The 22,625-nt window shown below is 63.1% G+C and carries 20 protein-coding genes; 7 read left to right on the top strand and 13 right to left on the bottom strand.

Going from position 1 to position 22,625, the window contains the following annotated elements:
• The first annotated feature begins 358 nt into the window (after positions 1-358).
• From pykF to pgl, 4 genes are all read left to right on the top strand, one after another.
• Complete coding sequence (gene pykF, locus PG898_RS11195; protein ID WP_041205351.1) at positions 359-1,771, top strand: pyruvate kinase PykF; 1,413 nt, start codon at positions 359-361, stop codon at positions 1,769-1,771.
• 149 nt (positions 1,772-1,920) lie between these two features.
• Positions 1,921-5,238, top strand: a complete 3,318-nt coding sequence (gene mscK / locus PG898_RS11190; protein WP_043132367.1) for a mechanosensitive channel MscK — start codon at positions 1,921-1,923, stop codon at positions 5,236-5,238.
• 123 nt (positions 5,239-5,361) lie between these two features.
• Positions 5,362-5,970, top strand: a complete 609-nt coding sequence (locus PG898_RS11185) for a LysE family translocator (RefSeq protein ID WP_043132365.1) — start codon at positions 5,362-5,364, stop codon at positions 5,968-5,970.
• A 97-nt stretch (positions 5,971-6,067) separates the two neighbouring features.
• The gene (pgl, locus tag PG898_RS11180) at positions 6,068-7,078 is read left to right on the top strand and encodes a 6-phosphogluconolactonase (RefSeq protein ID WP_043132363.1); all 1,011 of its coding nucleotides are present in this window, start codon (positions 6,068-6,070) and stop codon (positions 7,076-7,078) included.
• Between the two features lie 72 nt (positions 7,079-7,150).
• Here the strand turns inward: pgl and PG898_RS11175 are convergent, their stop codons facing one another.
• From PG898_RS11175 to PG898_RS11160, 4 genes are all read right to left on the bottom strand, one after another.
• On the bottom strand, positions 7,151-7,717 hold the full coding sequence (locus PG898_RS11175; protein ID WP_042650687.1) for a YSC84-related protein: 567 nt from the start codon (positions 7,715-7,717) through the stop codon (positions 7,151-7,153).
• A gap of 246 nt (positions 7,718-7,963) precedes the next feature.
• Entirely contained in the window at positions 7,964-8,704 is a 741-nt protein-coding gene (locus tag PG898_RS11170) for a dienelactone hydrolase family protein (RefSeq protein ID WP_270824208.1), read from the bottom strand.
• A 147-nt stretch (positions 8,705-8,851) separates the two neighbouring features.
• Positions 8,852-10,090 (bottom strand): uracil-xanthine permease family protein, encoded by a 1,239-nt coding sequence (locus tag PG898_RS11165; RefSeq protein WP_270824209.1) that lies wholly within the window; start codon positions 10,088-10,090, stop codon positions 8,852-8,854.
• A gap of 381 nt (positions 10,091-10,471) precedes the next feature.
• Positions 10,472-12,181, bottom strand: coding sequence for an NAD-dependent malic enzyme (locus PG898_RS11160; protein WP_270824210.1), 1,710 nt, complete (start codon positions 12,179-12,181; stop codon positions 10,472-10,474).
• Positions 12,182-12,449: 268 nt separating this feature from the next.
• Here PG898_RS11160 and mobA point away from each other — a divergent pair, with 268 nt between their 5' ends.
• Both mobA and mobB read left to right on the top strand, forming a co-directional pair.
• Positions 12,450-13,064, top strand: coding sequence for a molybdenum cofactor guanylyltransferase MobA (gene mobA / locus PG898_RS11155; protein WP_270824211.1), 615 nt, complete (start codon positions 12,450-12,452; stop codon positions 13,062-13,064).
• A complete protein-coding gene (gene mobB, locus PG898_RS21355; protein ID WP_043132356.1) occupies positions 13,061-13,813 on the top strand; it encodes a molybdopterin-guanine dinucleotide biosynthesis protein B in 753 nt (250 codons plus the stop codon). The genes mobA and mobB overlap by 4 nt, the downstream gene beginning before the upstream one ends.
• A gap of 237 nt (positions 13,814-14,050) precedes the next feature.
• Here mobB and PG898_RS11145 read toward each other — a convergent pair whose 3' ends face one another.
• From PG898_RS11145 to PG898_RS11105, 9 genes are all read right to left on the bottom strand, one after another.
• Positions 14,051-15,424, bottom strand: a complete 1,374-nt coding sequence (locus PG898_RS11145) for an HD-GYP domain-containing protein (RefSeq protein ID WP_182788244.1) — start codon at positions 15,422-15,424, stop codon at positions 14,051-14,053.
• 87 nt (positions 15,425-15,511) lie between these two features.
• The gene (locus tag PG898_RS11140; RefSeq protein WP_226172031.1) at positions 15,512-16,069 is read right to left on the bottom strand and encodes a DUF3332 domain-containing protein; all 558 of its coding nucleotides are present in this window, start codon (positions 16,067-16,069) and stop codon (positions 15,512-15,514) included.
• 161 nt (positions 16,070-16,230) lie between these two features.
• Positions 16,231-17,526 (bottom strand): methyl-accepting chemotaxis protein, encoded by a 1,296-nt coding sequence (locus tag PG898_RS11135; protein WP_270824212.1) that lies wholly within the window; start codon positions 17,524-17,526, stop codon positions 16,231-16,233.
• A 192-nt stretch (positions 17,527-17,718) separates the two neighbouring features.
• A complete protein-coding gene (locus PG898_RS11130; protein WP_042650694.1) occupies positions 17,719-18,183 on the bottom strand; it encodes a GNAT family N-acetyltransferase in 465 nt (154 codons plus the stop codon).
• Positions 18,184-18,269: 86 nt separating this feature from the next.
• Entirely contained in the window at positions 18,270-18,725 is a 456-nt protein-coding gene (locus PG898_RS11125; protein ID WP_042650695.1) for a DoxX family protein, read from the bottom strand.
• Positions 18,722-19,474 carry an HvfC/BufC N-terminal domain-containing protein gene (locus tag PG898_RS11120; RefSeq protein ID WP_270824213.1) on the bottom strand — a complete coding sequence of 251 codons (753 nt, stop codon included), beginning with the start codon at positions 19,472-19,474 and terminating at the stop codon, positions 18,722-18,724. Before PG898_RS11120 ends, PG898_RS11125 begins: the two co-directional genes overlap by 4 nt.
• Positions 19,467-20,309 (bottom strand): MNIO family bufferin maturase, encoded by an 843-nt coding sequence (bufB, locus tag PG898_RS11115; protein WP_270824214.1) that lies wholly within the window; start codon positions 20,307-20,309, stop codon positions 19,467-19,469. Before bufB ends, PG898_RS11120 begins: the two co-directional genes overlap by 8 nt.
• A gap of 61 nt (positions 20,310-20,370) precedes the next feature.
• Positions 20,371-20,634 (bottom strand): BufA1 family periplasmic bufferin-type metallophore, encoded by a 264-nt coding sequence (locus PG898_RS11110; RefSeq protein WP_005328858.1) that lies wholly within the window; start codon positions 20,632-20,634, stop codon positions 20,371-20,373.
• 362 nt (positions 20,635-20,996) lie between these two features.
• Positions 20,997-21,377, bottom strand: coding sequence for a hypothetical protein (locus tag PG898_RS11105; protein WP_042650698.1), 381 nt, complete (start codon positions 21,375-21,377; stop codon positions 20,997-20,999).
• 488 nt (positions 21,378-21,865) lie between these two features.
• Between PG898_RS11105 and PG898_RS11100 the strand changes: the two genes are divergently transcribed.
• Entirely contained in the window at positions 21,866-22,381 is a 516-nt protein-coding gene (locus PG898_RS11100; RefSeq protein WP_270824215.1) for an REP-associated tyrosine transposase, read from the top strand.
• Positions 22,382-22,625 lie beyond the last annotated feature (244 nt).

Here is a 22,625-nt window from a genome sequence, read left to right as displayed (position 1 = left end):
GCCTGCCCGGGCGACGCGCCTGGTCGCGACCGGATGCCAGCCCCGCGCAGTGGCCGCCCAGTGACTACACTGGGTGACGACCAGAGGGGAAAGGGGCCCTGCCCCCCTCGCCGGAGGCCTCCCTCTTGTTTGTCATTTAACAACATGGGATGGCAACGACGAGCAGGCCAGAAATGGGAACCAAATGGCCTCACTCGCGGAAAATCAATTATTTTAGCCCCTAAAATCAGCTGTGAGCGAAAACGTTATCTTGTGAATTGAGGCGCTTTTAGCTCAAAACGTTGTTTCTGGATCATAAAAAGTATCCAAAAACTGGTGTATATTGCACGGCGGAAACTCCTTAACCATGAAGACTGACATGAAAAAGACCAAAATCGTCTGCACCATCGGTCCCAAGACCGAATCCAAAGAAATGCTCGGCAAGATGCTCGACGCCGGCATGAACGTCATGCGCCTGAACTTCTCTCACGGTGATTACGAAGAGCACGGCACCCGTATCCGCAACCTGCGTGAAGTGATGGCCGAGACCGGCAAGCACGCAGCCATCCTGCTGGATACCAAGGGTCCGGAAATCCGTACCATGAAGCTGGAAGGTGGCAACGATGTCTCTCTGGTTGCCGGCCAGACCTTCACCTTCACCACCGACCAGACCGTGGTTGGCAACAAAGACAAGGTCGCCGTGACCTACGCCGGCTTTGCCAACGACCTGCGCGTCGGCAACCGCATCCTGGTGGATGACGGCCTGATCGGTCTGGACGTCATCGAAATCACCGAGCGTGAAGTCATCTGCAAGGTGCTGAACAACGGTGATCTGGGCGAGAACAAGGGCGTCAACCTGCCGGGCGTCTCCATCAAGCTGCCGGCCCTGGCCGAGAAAGACAAGCGTGACCTGATCTTCGGTTGCGAGCAGGGCGTGGACTTCGTTGCCGCCTCCTTCATCCGCAAGAAAGAAGACGTGCTGGAAATCCGTGAGCACCTGAAGGCCCATGGTGGCGAAGCCATCCAGATCATCTCCAAGATCGAAAACCAGGAAGGCCTGGACAACTTCGACGACATCCTGGCTGTCTCCGACGGCATCATGGTTGCTCGTGGCGACATGGGTGTGGAAATTCCGGTTGAAGAAGTGATCTTCGCCCAGAAGATGATCATCACCAAGTGCAACAAGGCACGTAAAGTGGTCATCACCGCCACCCAGATGCTGGATTCCATGATCAAGAACCCGCGTCCGACCCGCGCCGAAGCCGGTGACGTGGCGAACGCCATCCTGGATGGTACCGACGCCGTCATGCTGTCTGGCGAATCCGCCAAGGGCAAGTACCCGCTGGAAGCCGTGACCATCATGGCCACCATCTGCGAGCGTACCGACGCCGTGATGCCGTCCAACCTGTCTGCTGCCAACGACAGCAACAAGCTGCGCATCACCGAAGCCGTGTGCAAGGGTGCGGTCGAGACCTCCGAGAAGCTGGACGCCCCGCTGATCGTGGTTGCCACCGAAGGCGGCAAGTCTGCCAAGGCCATTCGCAAGTACTTCCCGAAAGCCTGGATCCTGGCCATCACCACCAACAAGAAGACTGCTGCCCAGCTGGTCCTGACCAAGGGTGTGGTTGCTCACGTGGTTGACAGCATCGCCTCCACCGACGATTTCTATCGCATCGGCAAAGACGCAGCGCTGCAAAGCGGCATGGGTCTGAAGGGTGACGTGGTCGTCATGGTTTCCGGTGCCCTGGTACCGAGCGGTACCACCAACACCGCCTCCGTTCACGTACTGTAATCAGTCTTGAACCATTGAAAGCGGCGCCTTTGGGCGCCGTTTTTTTTATCTCTCCCCCCTGCTTCGCCTCTCAAGCCGGTGCTAGAATCCACGCGGATTTTCCCCCAGTGGAAAACCACCCGAATCTCGCATAATCACCCGGACGTTTTATGCCCTCAATACAGTTCAGAAGAGCCTCGGCCACCCTGTTGCCGCTGCTCTGTTTACTCATCAGCCTCTGTGCCCCGCAAGCCGTGGCGCAAGACCTGCCCCAGCGCACCACAGTACAGCGGTCGCTCGATGCCCTCGGCAAGTCCGAGACCCTCACCGTCAGCCAGCAGGCGGACCAGAGATTTCTGACCGACACCCTGGCCCTGCTCGACAACATCGAAAAAGAGCAAGCCAAGGCCAAGACGCTGGCACAGCGGGTACGCACCCTGCCCGGTGAATTGAAAGAGATCAGTGCCAAACTCGATGCCCTGGCCCTGGACAAGGGTCCGGAGCAACTCAAGAGCGAATACGCCACCATGAGCCTGGCAGAGCTGGACAACCGCCAGCCCGAGATCATGGCCAACATGCAGGAGGCCCAGGAGGCCCTCGGCACCATCGGCAGCCAGATCACCAACCTGCAGACCCTGCCGGAGCGGGCCCAGGCCAACATGAGCCGCGCCTATCAACGCAGTCAGGAGATCCGCACTCGCCTGAACTCGGGGGACGGGGTGAGCAGCGCCGAGAAGATGAAGCTCAATACCGAGCTGGTGTTGCTGGACCTACAACTGGCCAACCTGCAAAAGGAGCTGGACAACCGCACCAGCATGCAGGATCTGGCGGTCAAGCAACGTGACTACCAGAGCGCGCGCCTCGCCCACGAGGAACAGAAGCTGCAGGCCCTGCAGGAGCAGAGCAGTGCCAAGCGCCTCGGCGATACCGAGAAGACCGCCGAGCAGACCGGCGAACTGGTGGCCACCGAAGACAACCCGCTGGTGCAAAAAGAGCAGGAGATCAACCACCAGCTCAGCCAACAGCTCATCAGCGCCACCACCAACCTCAACTCCCTCGCCCAGAAGAACCTGCAGGCCAAGAGCTGGCTGGAGCGTGGCACCCAGACCGAGCGCAACCTCAATGAACAGGTGCAGATGCTCAAGGGTAACCTGCTGCTGTCACGCATCCTCTACCAGCTCTACCAGCAACTGGAGGCCGCCCCCTCCACCCTGGTGAAAAACCTGGAGGAGCAGATCGCCGACCTGCACCTGGCCCAGTTCGAACTGAGCCAGCAGCGGGATCAGCTGTTCCAGAAGACCCAGTACCTTGACAACCTGATCGCCAGCAGCAGAGAGACGGTCAGCGAGGAGGACAAGGCGAGCCTGGCCAAGCTGATCGACACCCGTATCAGCCTGCTCGACCAGCTCAACCGCCAGATGGATGCCCAGCTGACCAACGCCATCAGCCTGCAGCTGACCCAGCAGCAGCTGACGCGCATCTATGCCTCCATCGAATTCACCCTGCAACAACACATCTTCTGGGTCAGCAGCAACAAGCCCATCGATGGCAAGTGGTTCATCAACTGGCCGAGCCATGCCTACAAACAGGTCTCCGATCTGGTGCTCAAGCCGGACTGGCAAGGTTGGGGCGACATGCTGCTGGCGGTCTCCCTGCTCGCCTTGCCGCTGCTGCTGGTCGGCGGTCTGCTGCTGTGGAAGCGCCCGACCCTGGTCAAGCGCCAGCAGAAGATCACCAAGGATCTCGGCCGTTTCCGCCAGGACAGTCAGTGGCACACCCCGCGCGCCCTGCTCTACACCGTATTGCAGCGCCTGCCGGGTACCCTCTTCATCCTGGCCGCCGGCCTGCTGCTCGCCTATTGCGGCCTGCTCAGTCCCAAGCTCATCTTCCAGATCACCCTGAACCTGGCACTCGGCTACCTGGTGTTCAGCGTCTACCTGTCGGTGATGCGGCCAGGTGGCATCGGCGAGAGCCACTTCCGCATCCCGCGGGACGAGCTGCAAGCCAAGCGCAACAGCATGCGTTACCTCTGGCTGCCCCTGCTGCCCCTCATCATGCTGTCGACCAAGGCGGTGGTTGAACCCTCATCGCTGGGCAACGACGTGATTGGCCAGGCGCTGACCATGCTGCTGCTGGGTCTGACCGCCTACCTGGTGTTGCCTATCTCCCGCGCCCGCATCAAGGGCGAGGCCAGCATGCTGCAGACCCTGACGGCGGTCGCCCTGGCACTGGCGCCGGTGGCCCTGATGGTGCTGGCGGCGCTCGGCTACTACTACACGGCCCTGAAGCTGACCGGCCGCCTCATCGAGTCCTTCTACCTCATCATCATCTGGAGCCTGGTCTATCGCACCGCCCTGCGAGGTCTGGAGCTGGCGGCCCGCCGTCTGGCCTATCGCCGCGCCGTCGCCAAGCGCGAGCACAAGTCCTCGGAAGATGCGGAAGGGGGCGAGGCCATCGAAGAGCAGCCCATGGATCTGGAGGAAGTCAGCCAGCAGTCCCTGCGCCTGACCCGGATCATGCTGTTGGTGGTGTTCGGCGTCGCCTTCTACTGGCTCTGGTCCGATCTGGTGGCGGTCTTCACCTACCTCGATAGCGTGGTGCTGTGGCACAAGAGCGAGGGGACAGGGGCCAATGCCGTGCTCTATCCCATCAGCCTGAGCGACGTGCTGACCGGCCTGTTCCTGTTCGGGGCGGCCCTGTCGCTGGCCCGCAACCTGCCCGGTCTGCTGGAGGTGCTGGTGCTCTCCAAGCTGCGCCTCGCCCAGGGCACCGCCTACGCCTTCACCACCATGCTCAACTATGTGCTGATCGGGATGGGCTCGCTCACGGCGTTGGCCATGTTGGGAGTCCAATGGGAGAAGCTGCAGTGGCTGGCCGCGGGCCTCTCGGTCGGTATCGGCTTCGGCATGCAACAGATCGTCTCCAACTTCATCTCGGGCATCATCATCCTGTTCGAGCGCCCGGTACGGATCGGGGATACGGTCACCATCGGCACCATCTCGGGCACGGTCAACAAGATCCGGATCCGCTCGACCACCCTCACCGACTTCGACCGCAAGGAGGTGATCATCCCGAACCAGCAGTTGATGATAGAGCGACTGATCAACTGGTCCCTGAGCGATACCGTCACCCGGGTCATCGCCCGGGTCGGGGTGGCCTATGGTTCCGATCTGGAGCTGACCCGCACCCTGCTGATGCAGGCGGCCATGGAGAACAGCCGGGTGTTGAAGGAGCCGGCGCCCATCGTCTACTTCCTCACCTTCGGCCCCAGCACCCTGGATCACGAGCTGCGCTTCTTCGTGAGTGAACTCGGGGATCGCAACCCGGCCATCGACGAGCTGAACCGCCGCATCGACGTGCTGTTCCGCGAGCATGGCATCGAGATCGCGTTCAACCAGATGGATGTCTACATCAAGAACATGCAGGGGGATGAGCAGAAGGTGGAATCCCGCCCGGCCCTGCCGCCGGCGGGGAACCACCCCGTCTGATCCCGCCCGCTTGCACAGGCCCCGTCATGGGGCCTGATTTTTTTCTACCCTTCCCACACCTTGAAAGCGGGGTCAGTCCCCCAATATAGGGAAGACAACGGACTGTCAGCCACGAGGAACTCAATGGACTATCTCTACGCCGTGGTGCTCTTTGCCATCTCGGCCTCGGTCACCCCGGGGCCGAACAACATCATGGTGATGAGCGCCGGTGCCAACTTCGGGATACGCAAGAGCCTGCCGCTGCTCATGGGGATCTGCGTCGGCTTCACCCTGATGCTGTTGCTGGTCGGGCTGGGTTTCGGCCAGCTGTTTACCCTCTTTCCCGGTTTGCATTTCGCCATCAAGTGCATTGGCACCCTCTATCTGCTCTATCTTGCCTGGCTGATTGCCCGCTCCGCCGACGAGGTGACGGGAGACGCCTCTGCCCGCCCCCTGGGGTTCCTCAAGGGCGCCCTGTTCCAATGGGTCAATGCCAAGGCCTGGGTGGTCGCCACCGGCGCCATCGCCGCCTTCACCAGCGCGGGGGCCGACTTCCACCAGCAGAACCTGACCATAGCCCTGACCTTCTTCATCGTCTCTTTCCCCTGCGTCGGGCTCTGGCTGCTGTGCGGCACCCTGCTCAAGCGCTGGCTGACCAACGCCCTCGCCCGCCGCCGGTTCAACCATGCCATGGCGGCCCTGCTGGCCCTCTCCGTGGTGCCCGTCATCCAGGAGATCCTGAGCCGGCCCTGACGCGCGCAGACGTCAGTGGATGACAGGCGCCATCCATGGGACCATGCCTTCTTCCCAGCCCCGTGACGGGGCAGCCTCATCTTTTCTGGAGCGTGCAATGCAGCAAGTCGTTTATGTCGCCAACCCGGTGAGCGGGTTGATCCATGTGTTTCGACTCGAGGACGGCGAGCTGGTCCCGCTGCAGGAGGTGCAGACTGGCGGCGAGGTGCAGCCCCTGGTCATCAGCCCGGACAGGTGCTGGCTCTATGCGGGGGTACGCCCCGACTTTCGGGTGCTGAGCTACCCCATCACCGCGCATGGCAGGCTCGGGACGCCCTCCTCGGCCCCGCTCGCGGGCAGCGCCTCCCACACCTGCACGGATGGGACGGGGCGCCTCTTCTTCGCCGCCTCCTACGCCTTCGACCACGTCAGCGTGTCGCCCATGGATGACGGGGGCCGGGTGCTGGCACCCCACCAGCGCATCGACCGGCTGATGGCCGCCCATTCGATGACCTGGCTGGCGGGGCAAAACGGGGAGCAGGAGCTGCTGGTCGCCTGCCTCAAGGAGGACGTCATCCGCCGCTTCACCCTGGGAGAGGATGGCCACCTGAGCCCCCATCCCCTGGGTGACATCCACACCGCCCCCGGCGCCGGGCCCCGTCACTTAGCCCTGCACCCGACCAACGGGGATCTCTACTGTCTCAATGAGCTCGACTGTACCCTCAACCGCTACCACAGGGAGGCGGACGGTCGCATCAGCGCGCGGGAGAGCCTGGACATGCTACCCGAGGGTTATCAGGGAAAGCGTTGGGGAGCAGATCTGCATCTGACCCCGGACGGCCGTTTCCTCTTTACCAGCGAGCGGACCAGCAGCCTGCTGACCCTGTTTGGTGTTGATCAGGAGGACGGTGCCCTGACCCCGCTTGACCACTTCCCGACCGAATCCTGCCCCCGTGGCTTTGCCATCGACCACAGCGGCCACTATCTGATCGCCACCGGGCAGCGCTCCCGCAGCGTGGCCGTACACCGCATCGCGGCGCAGACGGGCGAGCTCAGCCTCTCCTCCCGCCACCCCGTGGGGGAAGGGGCCATGTGGGTGAGGGTGCTGAGGCTGGACAAGCCCGCCTAGCAGGCCTCAAGGCTGCAGAAATGCGCGCGGCGCTCTGATGAGCGCCGCGCAGTGACAAGCTGTGGTTGGAGGTTATCTGGTGCCGTTGAGTTCATCATCCGGCCAGTACTTGTAACCCTGCATGGTGGCCTGCGCCGCGAGCCCCTGCTCGGTGAGCTGGTACATCTTCACCTTCTGGAAGTCGGCGTTGGCCGCCTCGCTGACCACCACCTTGCCATCCTCCGCCGATTTGGCGGCCAGATCCGCCTGGGCACTGGCATCGAAGCCCGTGGTGATGAAGCGATCCAGCGCGGCGGCGTCGTTGAAGATGATCACGGCCTGGAACTTCTTGATCCCCATGCCGATTCCCATCCCGGCGGTCGCCATCTTCATGTAGGTGTCACGACCGGTGCGGTTGTCACGAAGCACCCCATAGCCACTGCCGGCGCTCAGTACCAGCAGGTTGTTGTTCACATTGGTGAAGACGGCATACCCCTTGGATCTTGCCACCTCCTGTCTGGTGCCCCCATCCTGCCCATACAGGGTGGAGAGGGTCTGCTGGCGCATCTGTTGAATGTGGCTGCGCTGCTCGGCGGGGGTATCGCCCTTCGCACAGCCAACCAACAGCAGAACGGCCAGAATATGAGTCCATAGACGCATGTCATTACTCCTTCGTATCTCATGTGCGGGGGCTGACGGGCCCTCTGCCGATCCAGAATCGAGTCAGGACTATCCCGGTGACCCGTTATTTGTGTTCAACATCCGGAGCATGGCTCTGGCCAGATGCAAGTCCCTCATCGCGTCAGTATAACCAGCGCCACTGAACTTCTGCTGACCCGGCCAGCAAGGAGTGGGGCCCCGCGACAGGTGAATGGCATGACCCCTTGCCCGCCGCCGCTCACCGCCCTACCCCTTGGTCACCTCGCCGAGAAACTCGGTGAAGCGCCGCCAGGACTTGGCATCGGCATCGCTGCGGTAATTGTCCGAGCCAAAGACGCTGAAGGCATGGGGGGCGCCGCTATAGCTGGTCGCCTCATGTTTCACCCCGGCGCTCTCCAGCTCGGTGATGAGGGCCGCGAACTGGCCGAGCGACACCGCCTGATCCGCGCTGCCATGCTGGATCAGCAAGCTGGCCCGGGTCTGCTTGTAGTCCTGTCCGGCCGGGGTCTCCAGCCCCCCATGCACGCTGACAATCCCCTTGAGGCTGGCGCCGCTGCGGGCCAGCTCCAGCACGGCGGCGCCGCCAAAGCAGTAGCCGAGCGCCACCGCCTTGTCGAGCCGCCCTCCCTGTTTGCCCGCCTCGGCGAGCCCTGCCTGCAACAGCTTGCGCATCTTGGCCCTGTCCTGATAAAGCGCCCCGGTCAGCTTCTTCTTCTCCTCCATGGCGGTCGGCCTGATCCCTGCACCGAACAAGTCCACCGCGAACACGCTGTAACCGAGCGTCACCAGCATCTCGGCCCGCTTGATCTCGTAGTCGTTGAGCCCGTCCCAGTCGTGAACCAGCACCACCAGGGGCGCCTGTTTGTCGGCGGCGGCCAGGTAATAGCCCTCGAAGGGTTGACCATCGACCTGGTAGCGCACCGCACCGGCCTGGGCCGCGCCCCCCCAGATGAGCCCAAGCAGGGCCAGGATCCATCTCGTCTTCATGTTCGTCTCCTTGACTGTGAACAACGTCCCTGATTGTAGACGCCAGGCCGAGCCTCGATGAGTCAAGGCCCTCCGACCGGGAGCGACAAAAGCAAGAGGCCACCCTGGGGTGGCCTCTTGCCATTGCAGTGGCTGACGGGTCGTCACTCAGTCCTTGGCCGACTCCATCGCACCCTCTTCGGAGTGCTGGGGCAGAATGAGGTTTAGCAGGATCGCGGCCACCGAGGCCAGGCCGACACCGGCCAGGGCGAAGTCACCTATCTTCATCTCCAGCGCGCCGACACCTACTGTCAGGGTCACGGCCACGATGGCGATGTTGCGGGACAGCCCCAGATCCACCTTGGACTCCACCAGGGTCTTAAGACCGATGGCGGCGATGGATCCGAACAGCAGCAGCATGATGCCACCCATCACCGGCATGGGGATGGAGGTGAGCAGGGCGTTGAACTTGCCAAAGAAGGCCAGAATGATGGCGAACACCGCAGCCCAGGTCATGGTGACCGGGTTGAAGTTGCGGGTGATCATCACGGCGCCGGTCACTTCTGCATAGGTGGTGACGGGAGGGCCACCGATGAAACCGGCGAAGCAGACGCCGATGCCGTCACCGGCCAGGGTGCGGTGCAGGCCCGGGTTCTTGGTGTAGTCCTGCCCGGTCACACCGCCGATGGCCAGTACGCCACCGATGTGCTCGATGCAGGGGGCGATGGCCACCGGCAGCATGAAGAGGGCGGCAGCCCAGTTGATCTCCGGGGTCTCGAAGTGGGGCAGCGCCAGCCAGGGGGCATTGACCATGCCCTCGAAACTCACCTGACCCATCAGCACCGCGGCCACATAACCGGCGACGACGCCGGAGAGGATGGGGATGAGCTTGATCCATCCCTTGCAGAACACGGCCGCAATCAGCGTGACAGCGAGCGAGATCCCCGCCAGGGTCAGCGCAGTGGCAGGAGCCACCACCTGCTCGGCTCCGGCACGGCCCATGGCCATGTTGCAGGCCACCTGGGCCACCGACAGGCCGATCACCATGATCACCGGACCAATCACCACGGGGGGCAGCAGCTTGTGCACGAAACCCATGCCCCGCACGCGAATGAGGGCCGCCAGGATGAAGTACATGAAGCCGGCGGCAAACAGACCGAACATGGTGGAGGGCAGGCCCCAGGTCTGGGTGGCATAGATGATGGGGGCGATGAAGGCGAAGCTGGAGCCGAGGAAGATCGGCACCTGGCGACGGGTGCAGAGCTGGAACAACAGGGTGCCTACACCGGCGCCAAGCAGGGCCATGGAGGGGTTCAATCCGGTGAGCAGGGGCACCAGAACCATGGCACCGAAGGCGACAAACAGAATTTGCAGCCCGGCGACACTTTGCTTGACCAAGGAAAACATGGGTATCCTTAATTTTTTGATAACTGACAGGGATAATTGACACTTTTCAGTTATCACAAGACTTTTTCAAGGCATGAAATGAGCCTGTTGGCGTCATGTGTTACCTTTTACTGCTTGGGGAGGGCATGAAACTGGCTTTTTAGGCGGGATTCGTTGCTACAAGCATCGAGTATGCGATTTTACGCACTTTTGTGGCCGACGCCAATCGTTTTTCTGACCGGGTGTGATGACAAGGTTTTCAGCCCGGGCCATCCCCCTGCGCCTGCGTCGGGAGCTGGGTTCAAAAAAGTGCAGCATCCACCGACCATGGTCCCGCTGTGGTCGGTGGACACAAAAAAACGGGGTGGCTGGCGCCACCCCGTCGAGTTTTTCGACACCCCGTCAGACCCGGCGGTAGGGCAGATAGACAGGCTCCCACATGTGGCTCAGGAGGTGCTGCTGCAGATCCTGGCCGATGAGCGGGTGGGAAGGATCCTTGCGCACTATGTCTTTGAGCACCGCTGTCGCCACGTGCACCGAGATGCTGCGCAGCTCGCTGATCCGCGGGTAGACGGTGCCCCGGGCCAGATCCGCCTCATCCACGCATTCGGCCAGCGCGAAGGCGGCGGTGGTGAAGATCTCCGGGCTTATCTCGCGAAGCTGGCTGACGATGGCGGCCAGCCCCACCCCCGGGAAGATGAAGACGTTGTTGCCCTGCCCGACCCGGAACGTCTGTCCCTCATGGTGCACGTCCTTGAACGGGCTGCCGGTGGCGACTATGGCGCGGCCCTGGCTCCAGCGGAAGATGTCCTCCGGCAGCGCCTCGCAGTTGGCGGTGGGGTTGGAGAGGGGGAACACCATGGGGCGCTCGCAGTGGGCCAGCATCAGCTGGATGTGCTCCTCCTGGAAGGCGCCACCGGCCCCGCTGGTGCCGAGCAGCACGCTGATGGGCACGTGGCGCAGCACCTCGGTAAGCCCCGCCTTGCCCTGCAGATCCCACTGGGCCAGCAGCAGGCCCGGCTTGGCGTAGCGGCGCTTGTATTCATCCAGCCCCTCGCGGTTGTCGCACACCAGCCCCTGGGTATCCAGGATGTAGATGCGATCCCGCGCCGCCTGCGGGTCCAGCCCCTCGCGGATCATCCCGGCGCAGATCTGATCCGCCACCCCGACCCCGCCGGCCCCGGCGCCATAGACCAGGTAGTGCTGCTGGCCCAGGGTCTCGCCCTTGGACTTGACCGCCCCTATGATGCCCGCCAGCACCACGGCCCCTGTGCCCTGGATGTCGTCGTTGAACGAGGGCAGCGTCTGCTGGTAGCGGGAGAGGTTGTTGAAGGCGTTGGACTTGCTGAAGTCCTCCCACTGCAAGACGGCGTTGGGGAAGTGACGCTTGACCCCGGCCACGAACTTGTCGATGAAGTCGTCATACTCCTTGCCGCGAATACGCTTGTGGGGCTGACCCAGGTACATGGGGTCATCCAGCAGCGCCTGGTTGTCGGTACCCACGTCCAGCGCTATGGGCAGGCAGCAGGCGGGATGGATCCCGGCCCCCAGGGTATAGAGGGAGAGCTTGCCGATGGGGATGCCCATGCCCCCCACCCCCTGATCGCCGATGCCGAGGATCCCCTGGCTGTCGGTGACCACTATGATGCGCACCGCCTTGGCGTCCATGTGGCGGGCGAGGGAGCCCATGTCATCGACGTTCTTCGGGGTGATGTAGAGGCCGCGCGGCTTCTGGAAGCGGTGGCTGAACTCCTGACAGGCCTTGCCCACGGTCGGGGTATAGATATAGGGGGTCATCTCCTCCACGTGGCGCGACAGCAGGGCGTAGAACAGGGTCTCGTTGCGATCCTGCAAGGCCCGCAGATTCTGGTACTTCTCGATGTCGCTGCAGGCGCTCAAAAAGCCCTGATAGACCCGCTCCAGCTGGGCTTCGAAGGTCTGCACCTGGGGCGGCAGCAGACCGTCGAGCTCGAAATCGGCCCGCTCCTGTTCGGTGAAGGCGGTGCCCTTGTTGAGATTGCGATCGTTGAGCAGATCGGTGCCTGTCAGTGCAACGGGGCGAAAATCCTCTCCCTGTGCGTCTTTCCACAGCAGATATTGTCCGGTAGCCATAGTCATTCTCTTTGATTTACATGATGTTGCCATTAGGCAGGAGAGCAAGACTCAGATTGCAGGGGATCATATGACGTTTGGGAATTCGGTTTTGTGAGCTTGGGCATACCCTGCGGCCAAAGCCCCCTCTCCTGCCGGGCTCATGGCCGCCGGGCTTGCCCCGGCGGGGCGCTTGGCGCAAGATCGGCAGACACTCGATGCCGCGAGCGCCCTTGCTAGAGCAGACGCTGAACAGGCGCCATATCACCTCACAGACCCCTGGAGCCCCATGAGCCGCAGCGACCTCCCCTTCCCCGTCTCCGCCGTGATCCTGGCCGGCGGCCGTGCCACCCGAATGGGGGGCGACGACAAGGGTTGGGTGCCCCTGGCGGGCAAGCCCCTGATAGTCCACGTGCTCGAGCGCCTGCGCCCCCAGGTGGACGAGGTGCTGATCAACGCCAACCGCAGCGAGGAGCGCTACCGGGCGCTGGCCCCCGTCATCGGCGACGCGCAGGCCGACTTTCAGGGGCCGCTGGCGGGCATGCAGGCTGGCCTTGCCGCCGCCCGCCACGACTGGGTGCTGTTCGTGCCCTGTGATGGCCCCGCCCTGCCACGGGATCTGATGGCCCGTTTTCGCGCCGCCATGACGCCGCAGAGCGAGCTGGTGGTGGCCCACGACGGCCAGCACCTGCAACCCGTGGTCGCCCTGCTGCACCGCAGCCTACTGCCCTCCCTGCAACGGGCGCTGGCAGAGGGAGAGCGCAAGACCGGGGCCTGGTTTGCCCGCCACCGGATGACGGTGGTGCCCTTTGCCGATGCGCCGGATGCCTTCATCAATCTCAACAGCCCGGCCGAGCTCGCCGCCTACGAGGCGAGGCTGCTGGCGGGCGGAGACACGCCATGAGTCCCCTCCCCCTGCTCGGCTTCGTCGCCTGGAGCGGTACCGGCAAGACCACCTTGCTGGAGCGGCTCATCCCCCTGCTCGGCCAGCGTGGCCTGCGGCTCGGGGTGCTCAAGCATACCCATCACGACTTCGACATGGACAAGCCCGGCAAAGACAGCCATCGCCTGCGCCAGGCGGGAGCCCGGCAGGTGATGGCGGCCTCCGACCGGCGCCACGCCCTGATCTGCGAGACCCCGGAGGGCGAGCCCACTCTGGAGGCGCTGCTGGCCCGTTTCGACCGGGACCAGCTCGATCTGCTGCTGATCGAGGGGTTCAAGCATCGCCATTTTCCCAAGATTGAGCTGCACCGCGGCGCCATCGGCCGGCCGCTGCTGTTCCCGGATGACCCGGACATCGTCGCCCTCATCAGCGATCGGCCCCAGGCCACGACGCTGCCCCAGTTTCGTTTTGAGGATCTGGATGCCATCGCCGACTTCATCTGCGCCCGGCTGCCCATCCGGGACGCCCAGCCCCCTCACCCGCCGCTGCACCTGCTCGCCCGCGCCCTTGAGGCAATTCCCAATCCGGCGGAGGAGACCTGCCTGCCCGGCTACCTCACCCAGGATGCCGACGGCTGCTTGCTGGTCCGTCCGGCCAGTGCTGTCATGCCCTCTGCCCTACCTGCGGCCAACTGTGTGATCGAATGCGCCACCAACTCGGCCATTGCCCCCGGCGAGCGGGTCCGGATCCGCCTCTTGTCGGGGGAGTAACAGTCGCTGCGACCTCCCACACAAGAAGCTCGACCCGACATGAGATGGTGCCGCCCGAACACAGCGCTCGCCCGCGTCACTCTGCCGAGCTAAAGCCATCAGTAGCTGCTCGCCAGCCTGTCCCCTGCTTGGGCTGGTAATACTCCCCGCAGCCAGCGCCTCAAAACAACACACCCCGCAATGCGGGGTGTGTCTGTCTTTGCATCTGGCCGCTTGGCCATGACGGCGCTAAAGGCCTTAACCGGCCTGCGCCAGCGGCTGCTCGGGGCTGAGGTAGATGGAAAAATCCCGGATCCCCGCCTGCAGGGCGGCGAAACAGTCGGGATCGATGGCGGTGCCCAGATGCTCGGCCATCATCTCCAGCGCCTGGGGCACCGGGATGGCCCCGCGATAGGGACGCTTGGCGGTAATGGCATCGAAGATGTCGGCAGTGGTGATGATGCGCGTCTCGAGCGCGATGTCCGCAGCGCTGAGCCCCTTTGGATACCCCTTGCCATCCAGGCGTTCATGATGGGCCCCCGCCACTTGCGCCAGCTCCTCGAAGGCGCCAATCCGGCTCAGGATCTCCTCGGTATAGGCGGCATGCATCTGCACCGCGGCCCACTCCTGCGCATTGAGCTTGTCCGGTTTGTCGAGAATGGCGTTGCTCACCCCAAGCTTGCCCACGTCATGGAGCAGGGCACCCCGTTTGAGCCATCGCCGCCTCGATTCAGACAGCCCCATCTGAGCGGCAATGATGTCGGTATAGAGCGCGACCCTGCCGCTGTGGCCCGCGGTGTATGGACTCTTGGAGTCCACCACCTGACCGAAGGCCGCCGCTATCTCGTCCAGATAATCCTCATCCAGCGCTACCTCCCCCTGACCGGCCGGGTGGTCGAAGACCCACTCGGTCAGCCTGGGGTCGGTCAGCCCTTGCCAGAAATCGTCGTCGGCAAGCGCTTCAAATTCGCTGACCAGGGCGGGATCAAACCAGCTGCCGCTGCGCTCGCGCAGCTCCCTGAGCGCAGCATCCGGCCCTGCGGCGGCGTGAAACACATCGACCACCTGGCAGAGCAGGGCAATGCGGGAGAAGAGAGGGATCCTCTCGCCAGCCAGTTGCAGTGGCCGCCCCTTGCCGTTCCAGTGTTCATCGAGGGAGAGAATGCCTGCGGCCACCTCGTCACTGAAGCGCAGCTGGCGAGCGATGTCCGCCCCCCGATGACAGCGGGTCTGGATAAGTTCGTTGGCTATCTGATCGCCGTTGCGAAAGATATGGAACAGGCTGCGAAAGCGCCCCAGCAGGTCCGTCTGCAAGCCGGTGTGACCCAACACGAAGTTGACCACCTCGGAGAGGGAGCCATCCACCAGCTTGAAGTCGCGCTTGAAGTGAAGATCGTCGGTGAGGTAGAGCTCGCAGATACGGGCGGCATTGCTGCTGCAACCCAGATCCTTGAGCAGGAGCGTGTAGTAGAGATCGTGGCGTTGCCGGGCATCCAGTCCCAGCCGCTCCCCCAGACGAGAACCTATCCAGCAACAGCGGATGCAGTGCCCTCTGGGTTGACCCTCCGTCATGTCCAGAGCATGACTAAGGGAACCAATCAACTCTGCCAATCGCAAACCCCTCACCGTCATAACCTGCTTCCTTGGACGTCATGGCGATCTTGCCAGCAGCTTATGTATACCCTTTCCAGAGAAGAAAAGATCAGGATCCTGAGGAACTTAAACGTCAGCCTTACCTGAGCTTGCCGTTTCGTCCAACTGCTGGCGGGTCAGGGTCGAGACCAGCTTGTCGTCCAGATAGATCTCCAGCAGTTCGCCGCGCATCTCCCCCCGCATCATGTCGCGATGGCCGTCGATGTAGTGGATCTCCATCTGGGCCGTGCGCTCGTCGGGGTAGCTCACCTTCACCTCGCGCACCCCTTGCGGCAGCATGGCGAGCGGCACCTTGTTGAGGGCCGGATCCAGATGCTGGTTGACCTTGATCACCGCATCGGCCTTGTGATCCACCAGCGCCGGGGACTTGCCGGTGATCGGGTTCTTGCCAGACCAGAATTCGATGGTGTTGAACACGAACAGATCCGCCGTCGCCGCCAAACCATAGACGGGGGAGAGCAGGACGAAGACACCGGCACGACCGTAGCGATTGTCCACCACGCTGAGGTTGCCCTTGGTCACCATGGAGGAGAGGCCCATCTGCCCCATGCAACCGCCGAGCCCCATGCTCGCCACCGTCCCCAGCAGCAGGGCCAGGGCCCTGCCTTTCTGTCGTACTGCCATTGTTCTCTACCTGCTCATTGAAAAAAGAGGCGGCAGCCTAAACAAGGCGGCGGGGCGCCACAATTCACAAGGACGGGGTCGTACAGCCAAGGTTCAGCTTGAGTGCTCGTTCGCTCACTCTTTTGGCGATCTAGCCAGACGGTGTCGTCAGGGACGACGACTCAGATGGAGAGTGCCGAGACCGTCTGCGAAACCCGGCTCGCCTCCCGGTGGATGTCGCTCATCAGCTTGTCCACCTCGCTGATTTGCTGCTTGCCGAGTTCGGCGCTGCCCGCCACCCCGGCCATGTCGTCGGTCACCCTGGCGGTCAGCTCGCGGTTCTTCTGCACCACCTTGGCTATCTCGCCGGTGGAGAGGGAAGTGCGAGCCGCCAGTTGACGCACCTCGTCGGCCACCACCGCAAAGCCCCGTCCCTGCTCCCCCGCCCGCGCCGCCTCGATGGCCGCGTTGAGGGCCAGCAGGTTGGTCTGATCGGCGATGGCGCTGATGGTCGAGACGATGGCCTCGATACTCCTGGACTGCTCGTTGAGCTGACCGATGAGGGCGATGGCCGCATCCACTTGGGCGGCAATGAGGGAAGAGGTATCGACCACGGCGCGCAGCAGCTCGGCCCCGGCTTCGGCGCTGCCAAGGGTCTCCTGCGCTGTGCTGTGGGCGAGCCGGGCCGCTTCCCGGGTGGCATTGTTCTGCTCGATGCGGGCCGTGATGTCGCTGGCAAACTTGACGACCCTGACCACCTTGCCGCGCTGGTCCCGGATAGGGTTGTAGGTGGCCTCCAGCCAGACGGGCTCTCCCCGGCTGTTGTGGCGCATGAAGAGGCCTGACTTGAACTGGCCACGGGCCAGCTCCTCCCAGAATGTGGGCTGCTCGCGCAGGAAGGCCTCGTCACAGAACATCCTGTGATGCTTGCCCGCCAGCTCGCTCAGGCGATAGCCCATGGTGTCGAGGAAGTTGGCGTTGGCGCTGATGATCTCGCCGCTCGGGGTGAACTCTATCATGGCCCGGGAGCGGTCCAGCGCCTGGGACAGCGCCTCCATGTGTTGCAGCCGCTGATGTCGGGCCGTCACATCGCTGGCCATCTTCACTACCCGGGTCACCCTGCCCTGGGTCTTCACCGGGAAATAGCTCGCCTCCAGCCAGCGCGTCTCCCCCTGCCGGTTGACCCGCTCGAAGGTGCCGGACTGCGCCTCCCCCTGGGCGAGGCGGCGCCAGAACTGCTGATAGTCGGTGGAGCCGGTCCAGCCTTCGGGGCAGAGCAGGCGGTGGTGGCGCCCCAGCAGCTCGCTCGCGCCATACCCCATCAGGCTCAGGAAGGGCTCGCTGACCTCCAGGATCTCCCCGTCCGGGCTGAAGATGATGGTCGCGGCGCCATCCTTGATCGCCTCAACGACACTCTGCTGCTCATCGAGCCGGGTCTGACAGGCCAGCAACTGCGCCTTGAGTTTGTGATTGAACATGACACTCCTACCTCGTTGACGATCCGGATCGGCACCACAGCCTGACCCCACTGACTGTATCGGCCCCGCCAACCTCGATATGAGTGGTCAGATGACGTTGGATCATGGGGGCGCGCAGTGCAGAGAAAAGCGACTAGGCCGCCAAGGGCTGCCAATACGTAGCAGAATCCTCTCCGGATCACTGCGCCTCGCTCAGGGCGCCGGGCACCACTCCAGGCAGGCCGGATTGGCCACGAAACCGAGCCGCTCGTAGAGCGGGCGTCCCTCGTCGCTGGCGTGCAGCCACAGCTTGCCGAGTTGCTGTTCCCGGGCATGGCGCGCCATGGCGTCGAGCAAGGCGCTCGCCATGCCCCGCTTGCGCCAGGCAGGCCGGGTGTACATGTTGAGCAGATAGGCCTCGTGCCCCGCCAGGTTGCCCGGATAGGGCGGTCGCACGAAGAGGGCCAGGGTGCCGCACGCCACCGCTTCGCCCTCGACCTCCACCAGCCAGGAGCGGGCGCTGCCATCCGCCTGCGCCGCGCTGAAATAGGCCTGGGTCGCCTGCCACAGCGCCGCATCCGCCAGCGGGTCATCAAGCTCCCCCACCTCGCAAAACAGTGCCATGCGCAGCCGCACCAGGGCGGGAATATCGGCAGCCAGGGCCTCGCGAACCATCATCTTTCTCTCCTCGGGTGGCATGACGGGGCTCTTTGCCCCTGTCACCATGACAAGAGGGGCCAACCATCACTCATTTGGCACCCACATTAATGGCCGCGACGCCCCCTGGCAAGGCGCCAGCTGTCCAGCGCCAGGGGGCCTGCGCCCCACACCGCCAGGGTCAGCAGCATCCAGCCCCACAGCTGGTGATCGTGAAAGCCCCCCGCCCACAGGGCGGGATAGGAGATGACCGCCATGGCGTTGAAGCCAAACAGCAGCAAGGCGACCGGGCGGGTGAAAAGGCCCGCCAGCAGGAACAGCGGCAGCAGCAGCTCGGTCGCGGTGCCCGCGTAGGCCGCCCACTGCCAGGGCAGCAGGGGCACCTGATACTCGAACTCGAACAGGTAGAGGGTGGAGTCCCAGGCCGTGAACTTGAGCCAGCCGGATCGCAGGAAGACGGCGGCGACCCAGAGCCTGGCCAGCAGCAGCAGGGCGCCGCTGCACCAGGGCAGGATGCGCTCGGCAAAGAGGCCAAGCGGCTTGGAGAGAGTCTGTGTTGTCATGGGGCAAGCTCCAGATCGACCAGCAGATCGAGGGTGATGAGGGGGGCCAGGTGTTCGGCCATGGCCGGCTCCCGGACCAGCAGGCTGGCCAGCGACCTGCCCTGCTGGCAGCCTTGCAGCAATCGCCAGGAGGTTGCATCCAGGGGGATGGGGTCCACCCTGTGACCGAGCCGTTTCTTGAGCGCCAGCCAGCTCGGGGCACCCAGCTCGCTGACCGTCTCCCCGCCGTGCAGGGCCATCTGCCAGAGCGCCAGCACGGGGTGGCGGCTCTCTAGCAGCAACAGATCGCAGGCAGGGTGCAGCACCAGTTGCTCCCACTGTGCAGGAGAGAGGCCGGCGAGTCGCTCGGCAGGCCAGCGCCTGGACTCGGGCGCCAGCAGGGAGGCGCGCTCCAGCAGCCACTCGAAGCGGGCCAGCTCCCCGAGCCAGGGCAGGGCCCGGGTGGTCGGCAGGCGGGTGAGCCAGTCGCCGAAGCCCTCCCCATAGTGCATGACGCTCCCCTCCCGCAGGGGCTCGGCCAGCACGAATCCCCGGGCGGCGGCGGCAAAGAACGCTTCTCCCACCATGGCCTTGACGGCGGGATAACTGCTGGCGAGCACCTCGGTGAGGCCGAGGATGACGTTGTTGCGATAGATCTGCAGCACGGCGTCGGCAGGAAAACGCCCCGGCTGGAGGTGCGCCAGGATGGTGTCATCCTCGCCGAGCAGGCCGCTCGCAAAGCAGCTTTGCAGGGAGGCCAGCTCAGACATGGGCGGCCTCCCGGGAGCTTCGCTGCGCCGCGCTCAGTATGGCGTCGGCACGCCCGGCCTCCCCCAGCAGCACCGGCAGCGGTGGAATGTCCTGATCCCACTCGATCAGGGTGGGGATGGCGCGCGGCTGGCAGACCTGCCGATAGAGTTCCCACACGGGGGGCGCCACCGGAGTGCTGTGGGTATCGATATAGAGGTGCCCCTGTGGCAACACCTTGTCGGTAAAACCGGCCAGGTGGATCTCCCCGACCGTCTCGAGGTCGATGGCGGCCAGGTAGTCGGCGCAGTCGAAGCCGTGATTGACGCTGCTGACATGGAGGTTGTTGAGATCGAGCAGGACGCCGCAGCCGCTGCGCCGCGCCAGCTCGGCCAGAAACGCCGCTTCCCCCATCTCCCCGGGCAGTTGCAGATAGGAGGAGGGATTCTCGATGAGCAGTTGCCGGCCCAGCGCCTGCTGCACCCTGTCAACCTTGTCGCTCATGTGCGAGAGGGCCTCACGGGTGTAGGGCATGGGCAGCAGATCGTTGAAATAGCGCCCGCCGATGCTGCCCCAGCTCAGGTGCTCGGAGACCCGCACCGGTGAGATGGTCGCCACCAGAGCCGCCAGCTTGCGCAGGTGGGCGGGATCGAGCGAGTCGGCAGAGCCCAGCGACATGCCGACCCCGTGCAGGCTGACGGGGTAGTGTGCGGCGAGTTCGGCCAGCACCTCGAAGCCCTTGCTGTGGCGCTCGAAGTAGTTTTCGCTGTGCACCTCGAGCCAGCCGACTGCGGGCAGGGTCTGGCGGATCTCGTCGTAGTGGGGGGGACGTAAACCTATACCGATCAGTGGGTTCATGGCAGGGCTCCCTCAGAGGAAGGGGCCATGGTGCGGCGGGTGCCACACCATGGCATGGGGCTTACTTGGGTTGCAGCGACCCGCCCGCCAGCTTCTCGCACAGGCCCTTGGGCACCACCACGAAGGCATCCCCCTGGGCATCCATCTTGGCGGTACCGGCGCAGGAGCCGCCCTTGCTGGCGCAATCGTTCTTGCCCGCCTTGACCACGCCGTAGCACTTCTCCTTGTCGTCCGCCGCCATGACTGGCGCGGCGATGAACTGGGCACCCAGGGCCAGCAGACCCGTCATGGCAGAGGCGATGGCAGTACTCTTTTTCACGTTCATGTCCCTATTCCTTATTGTCGAGAGTGATGTCTCCGGCGCATGTCATCCGGCTACGTCCAATAGAACCGGCGCCGGGGAGAAAAGATTTCCGACAAATTGAAAAAGCCTGAAAAAAAGCCCATAAAAAGCCCATAAAAAGCCAGCAAGGCATTGTTTTTAAATGGATATTTATTTAATCAAAAAAGAGGCGGAGTGAAGCTCCGCCTGCTGTCCCTCATCAACGCGTCGTTCGCAGCCCTTGCTGAGGCGCGCCGGGGTCACGTCAATCCGGTTCTGGCACCACAACAAGAGAGGGGCCGATGGCCCCTCTCCTCCCTCGGGCGACGATCTTCCCAAGGCGCTCACTCCTGGCCCCCAAGGGTTCAGGTGGTCTTGACGCACTTTTGCACGAAGCTGTTCTTGGCCGCCCCGGCGAGCTTCTTGTCCGCCGCCGCCTTCTCGCACTGGGTCGCCTTGTCAGCGGCCCCGTCCGTCTTCACGCACTTCTGGATAAAGCTGTTCTTGGCAGCCCCGGCCAGCTTCTTGTCGGCGGCCGCCTTCTCACACTGGCTCGCCTTGGCGCTGGCGGAGGCATCCTTGACGCACTTGCCCACAAAGCTGGTCTTGGCGGCCCCCGCCAGTTTTTTGGCCGCTGCCTGGGCCTCGCACTCCTGCTGCGCGCCAGGGGTCGCGCCCTGGGCCACCCCCATTCCCATGCCCAACACCGTCAAACACAGACTCAACACCATCAGGATCCGCTTCATATGACAAACTCCCATCCATCTATCCATTGTGGTTAGCCCCAACTCACGCGGGCCAAACGAGGCACCCTCGCCTCGCTGCACTATAGTCCCCCCGCCCCGTGACAACAAAAAGCGCCCCGGCTCGCCAAATACCCCATCCCAGCCCCCGCCCCGGCCTCCCCGCTCAGCCCCTACAATTGTTGAGCTGGCGCAAAAAACGCAGATCTTCCTGATGGTTGCGTCACTTTTTGACTGGTTTGCGTATGAGGCTTGGGCATATGCTGGCCATTCGGCGCCTACCGCACCATCCGGGCCCCGCCCGCTGGTCGATGGAGCGCATTGGAAGCTGTAATCCAGGGGCGGTAGCGTGGGCTTTGATAGAATTTATGCAATTTGTAGGTTGGTGCTGAACGCAGCGAAGCCCAACACTCGAGCCCTCGGTCAGTTGGTGTCAATTCGGTGCAACCGAACAGATCTGATATTTCATCCCAATACCGGAAAGGAGGGCCATGCGCTATCGCCGAGCAACAACCAGCGGGGCAAGTTGGTTCTTCACCGTCAACCTGGCTGACCGAAAGCAGGATCTGCTGGTACGTCATATCGACCTGCTGCGCGAAGTAATTCGCCACGTCAAACAGCAACACCCCTTCGAGATTATTGCCATGGTGGTGATGCCGGATCATCTCCATGCCATTTGGCAACTACCGCCGGATGACAATGACTATCCCATGCGCTGGTCTCTGATCAAGGCAGGCTTCTCACGAAGGCTCGCCAAAACAGAGCGGATACGGGAGAGCCGACTCAGAAAACGGGAAAGCGGTATCTGGCAACGCCGTTATTGGGAACATTTGATCCGGGATGACAAGGATCTGCAAACCCATGTCGATTACATCCACTTCAATCCGGTCAAACATGGTTATTGTGCCAAACCGGTCGATTGGCCTTACTCCTCCATCCATCGCCACATTGCGGCAGGATGGATAGGGCCAAATTGGGCCATTGATAGTGAATCGGGTCGAGAATAATCGGCTTGGGATGTGTTGTAGGTTGGCGCTGAGCGCAGCGAAGCCCAACAAACGGGATTTATGACTTCCCAAACAAGATGAACTTTGACCATATAAAATAAAAAAACGAATTTAGCTTTCTCGGTAAACGTTGGGCTTCACTTCGTTCAGCCCCAACCTACAAAATTTAGGGAAGGTGCGAACAAGTCCCTGATATGAGATCATGTTTGTCATCTGGAGCCATGAAAAAGGGTTCATCATGAGT

It is taken from the genome of Aeromonas sp. QDB31, assembly GCF_027707605.1.
Classification (GTDB): Bacteria; Pseudomonadota; Gammaproteobacteria; order Enterobacterales; family Aeromonadaceae; genus Aeromonas; species Aeromonas media.
The sequence above is the reverse complement of the archived record's forward strand: the minus strand, read 5'-3'. Positions and strand labels throughout refer to the sequence as shown.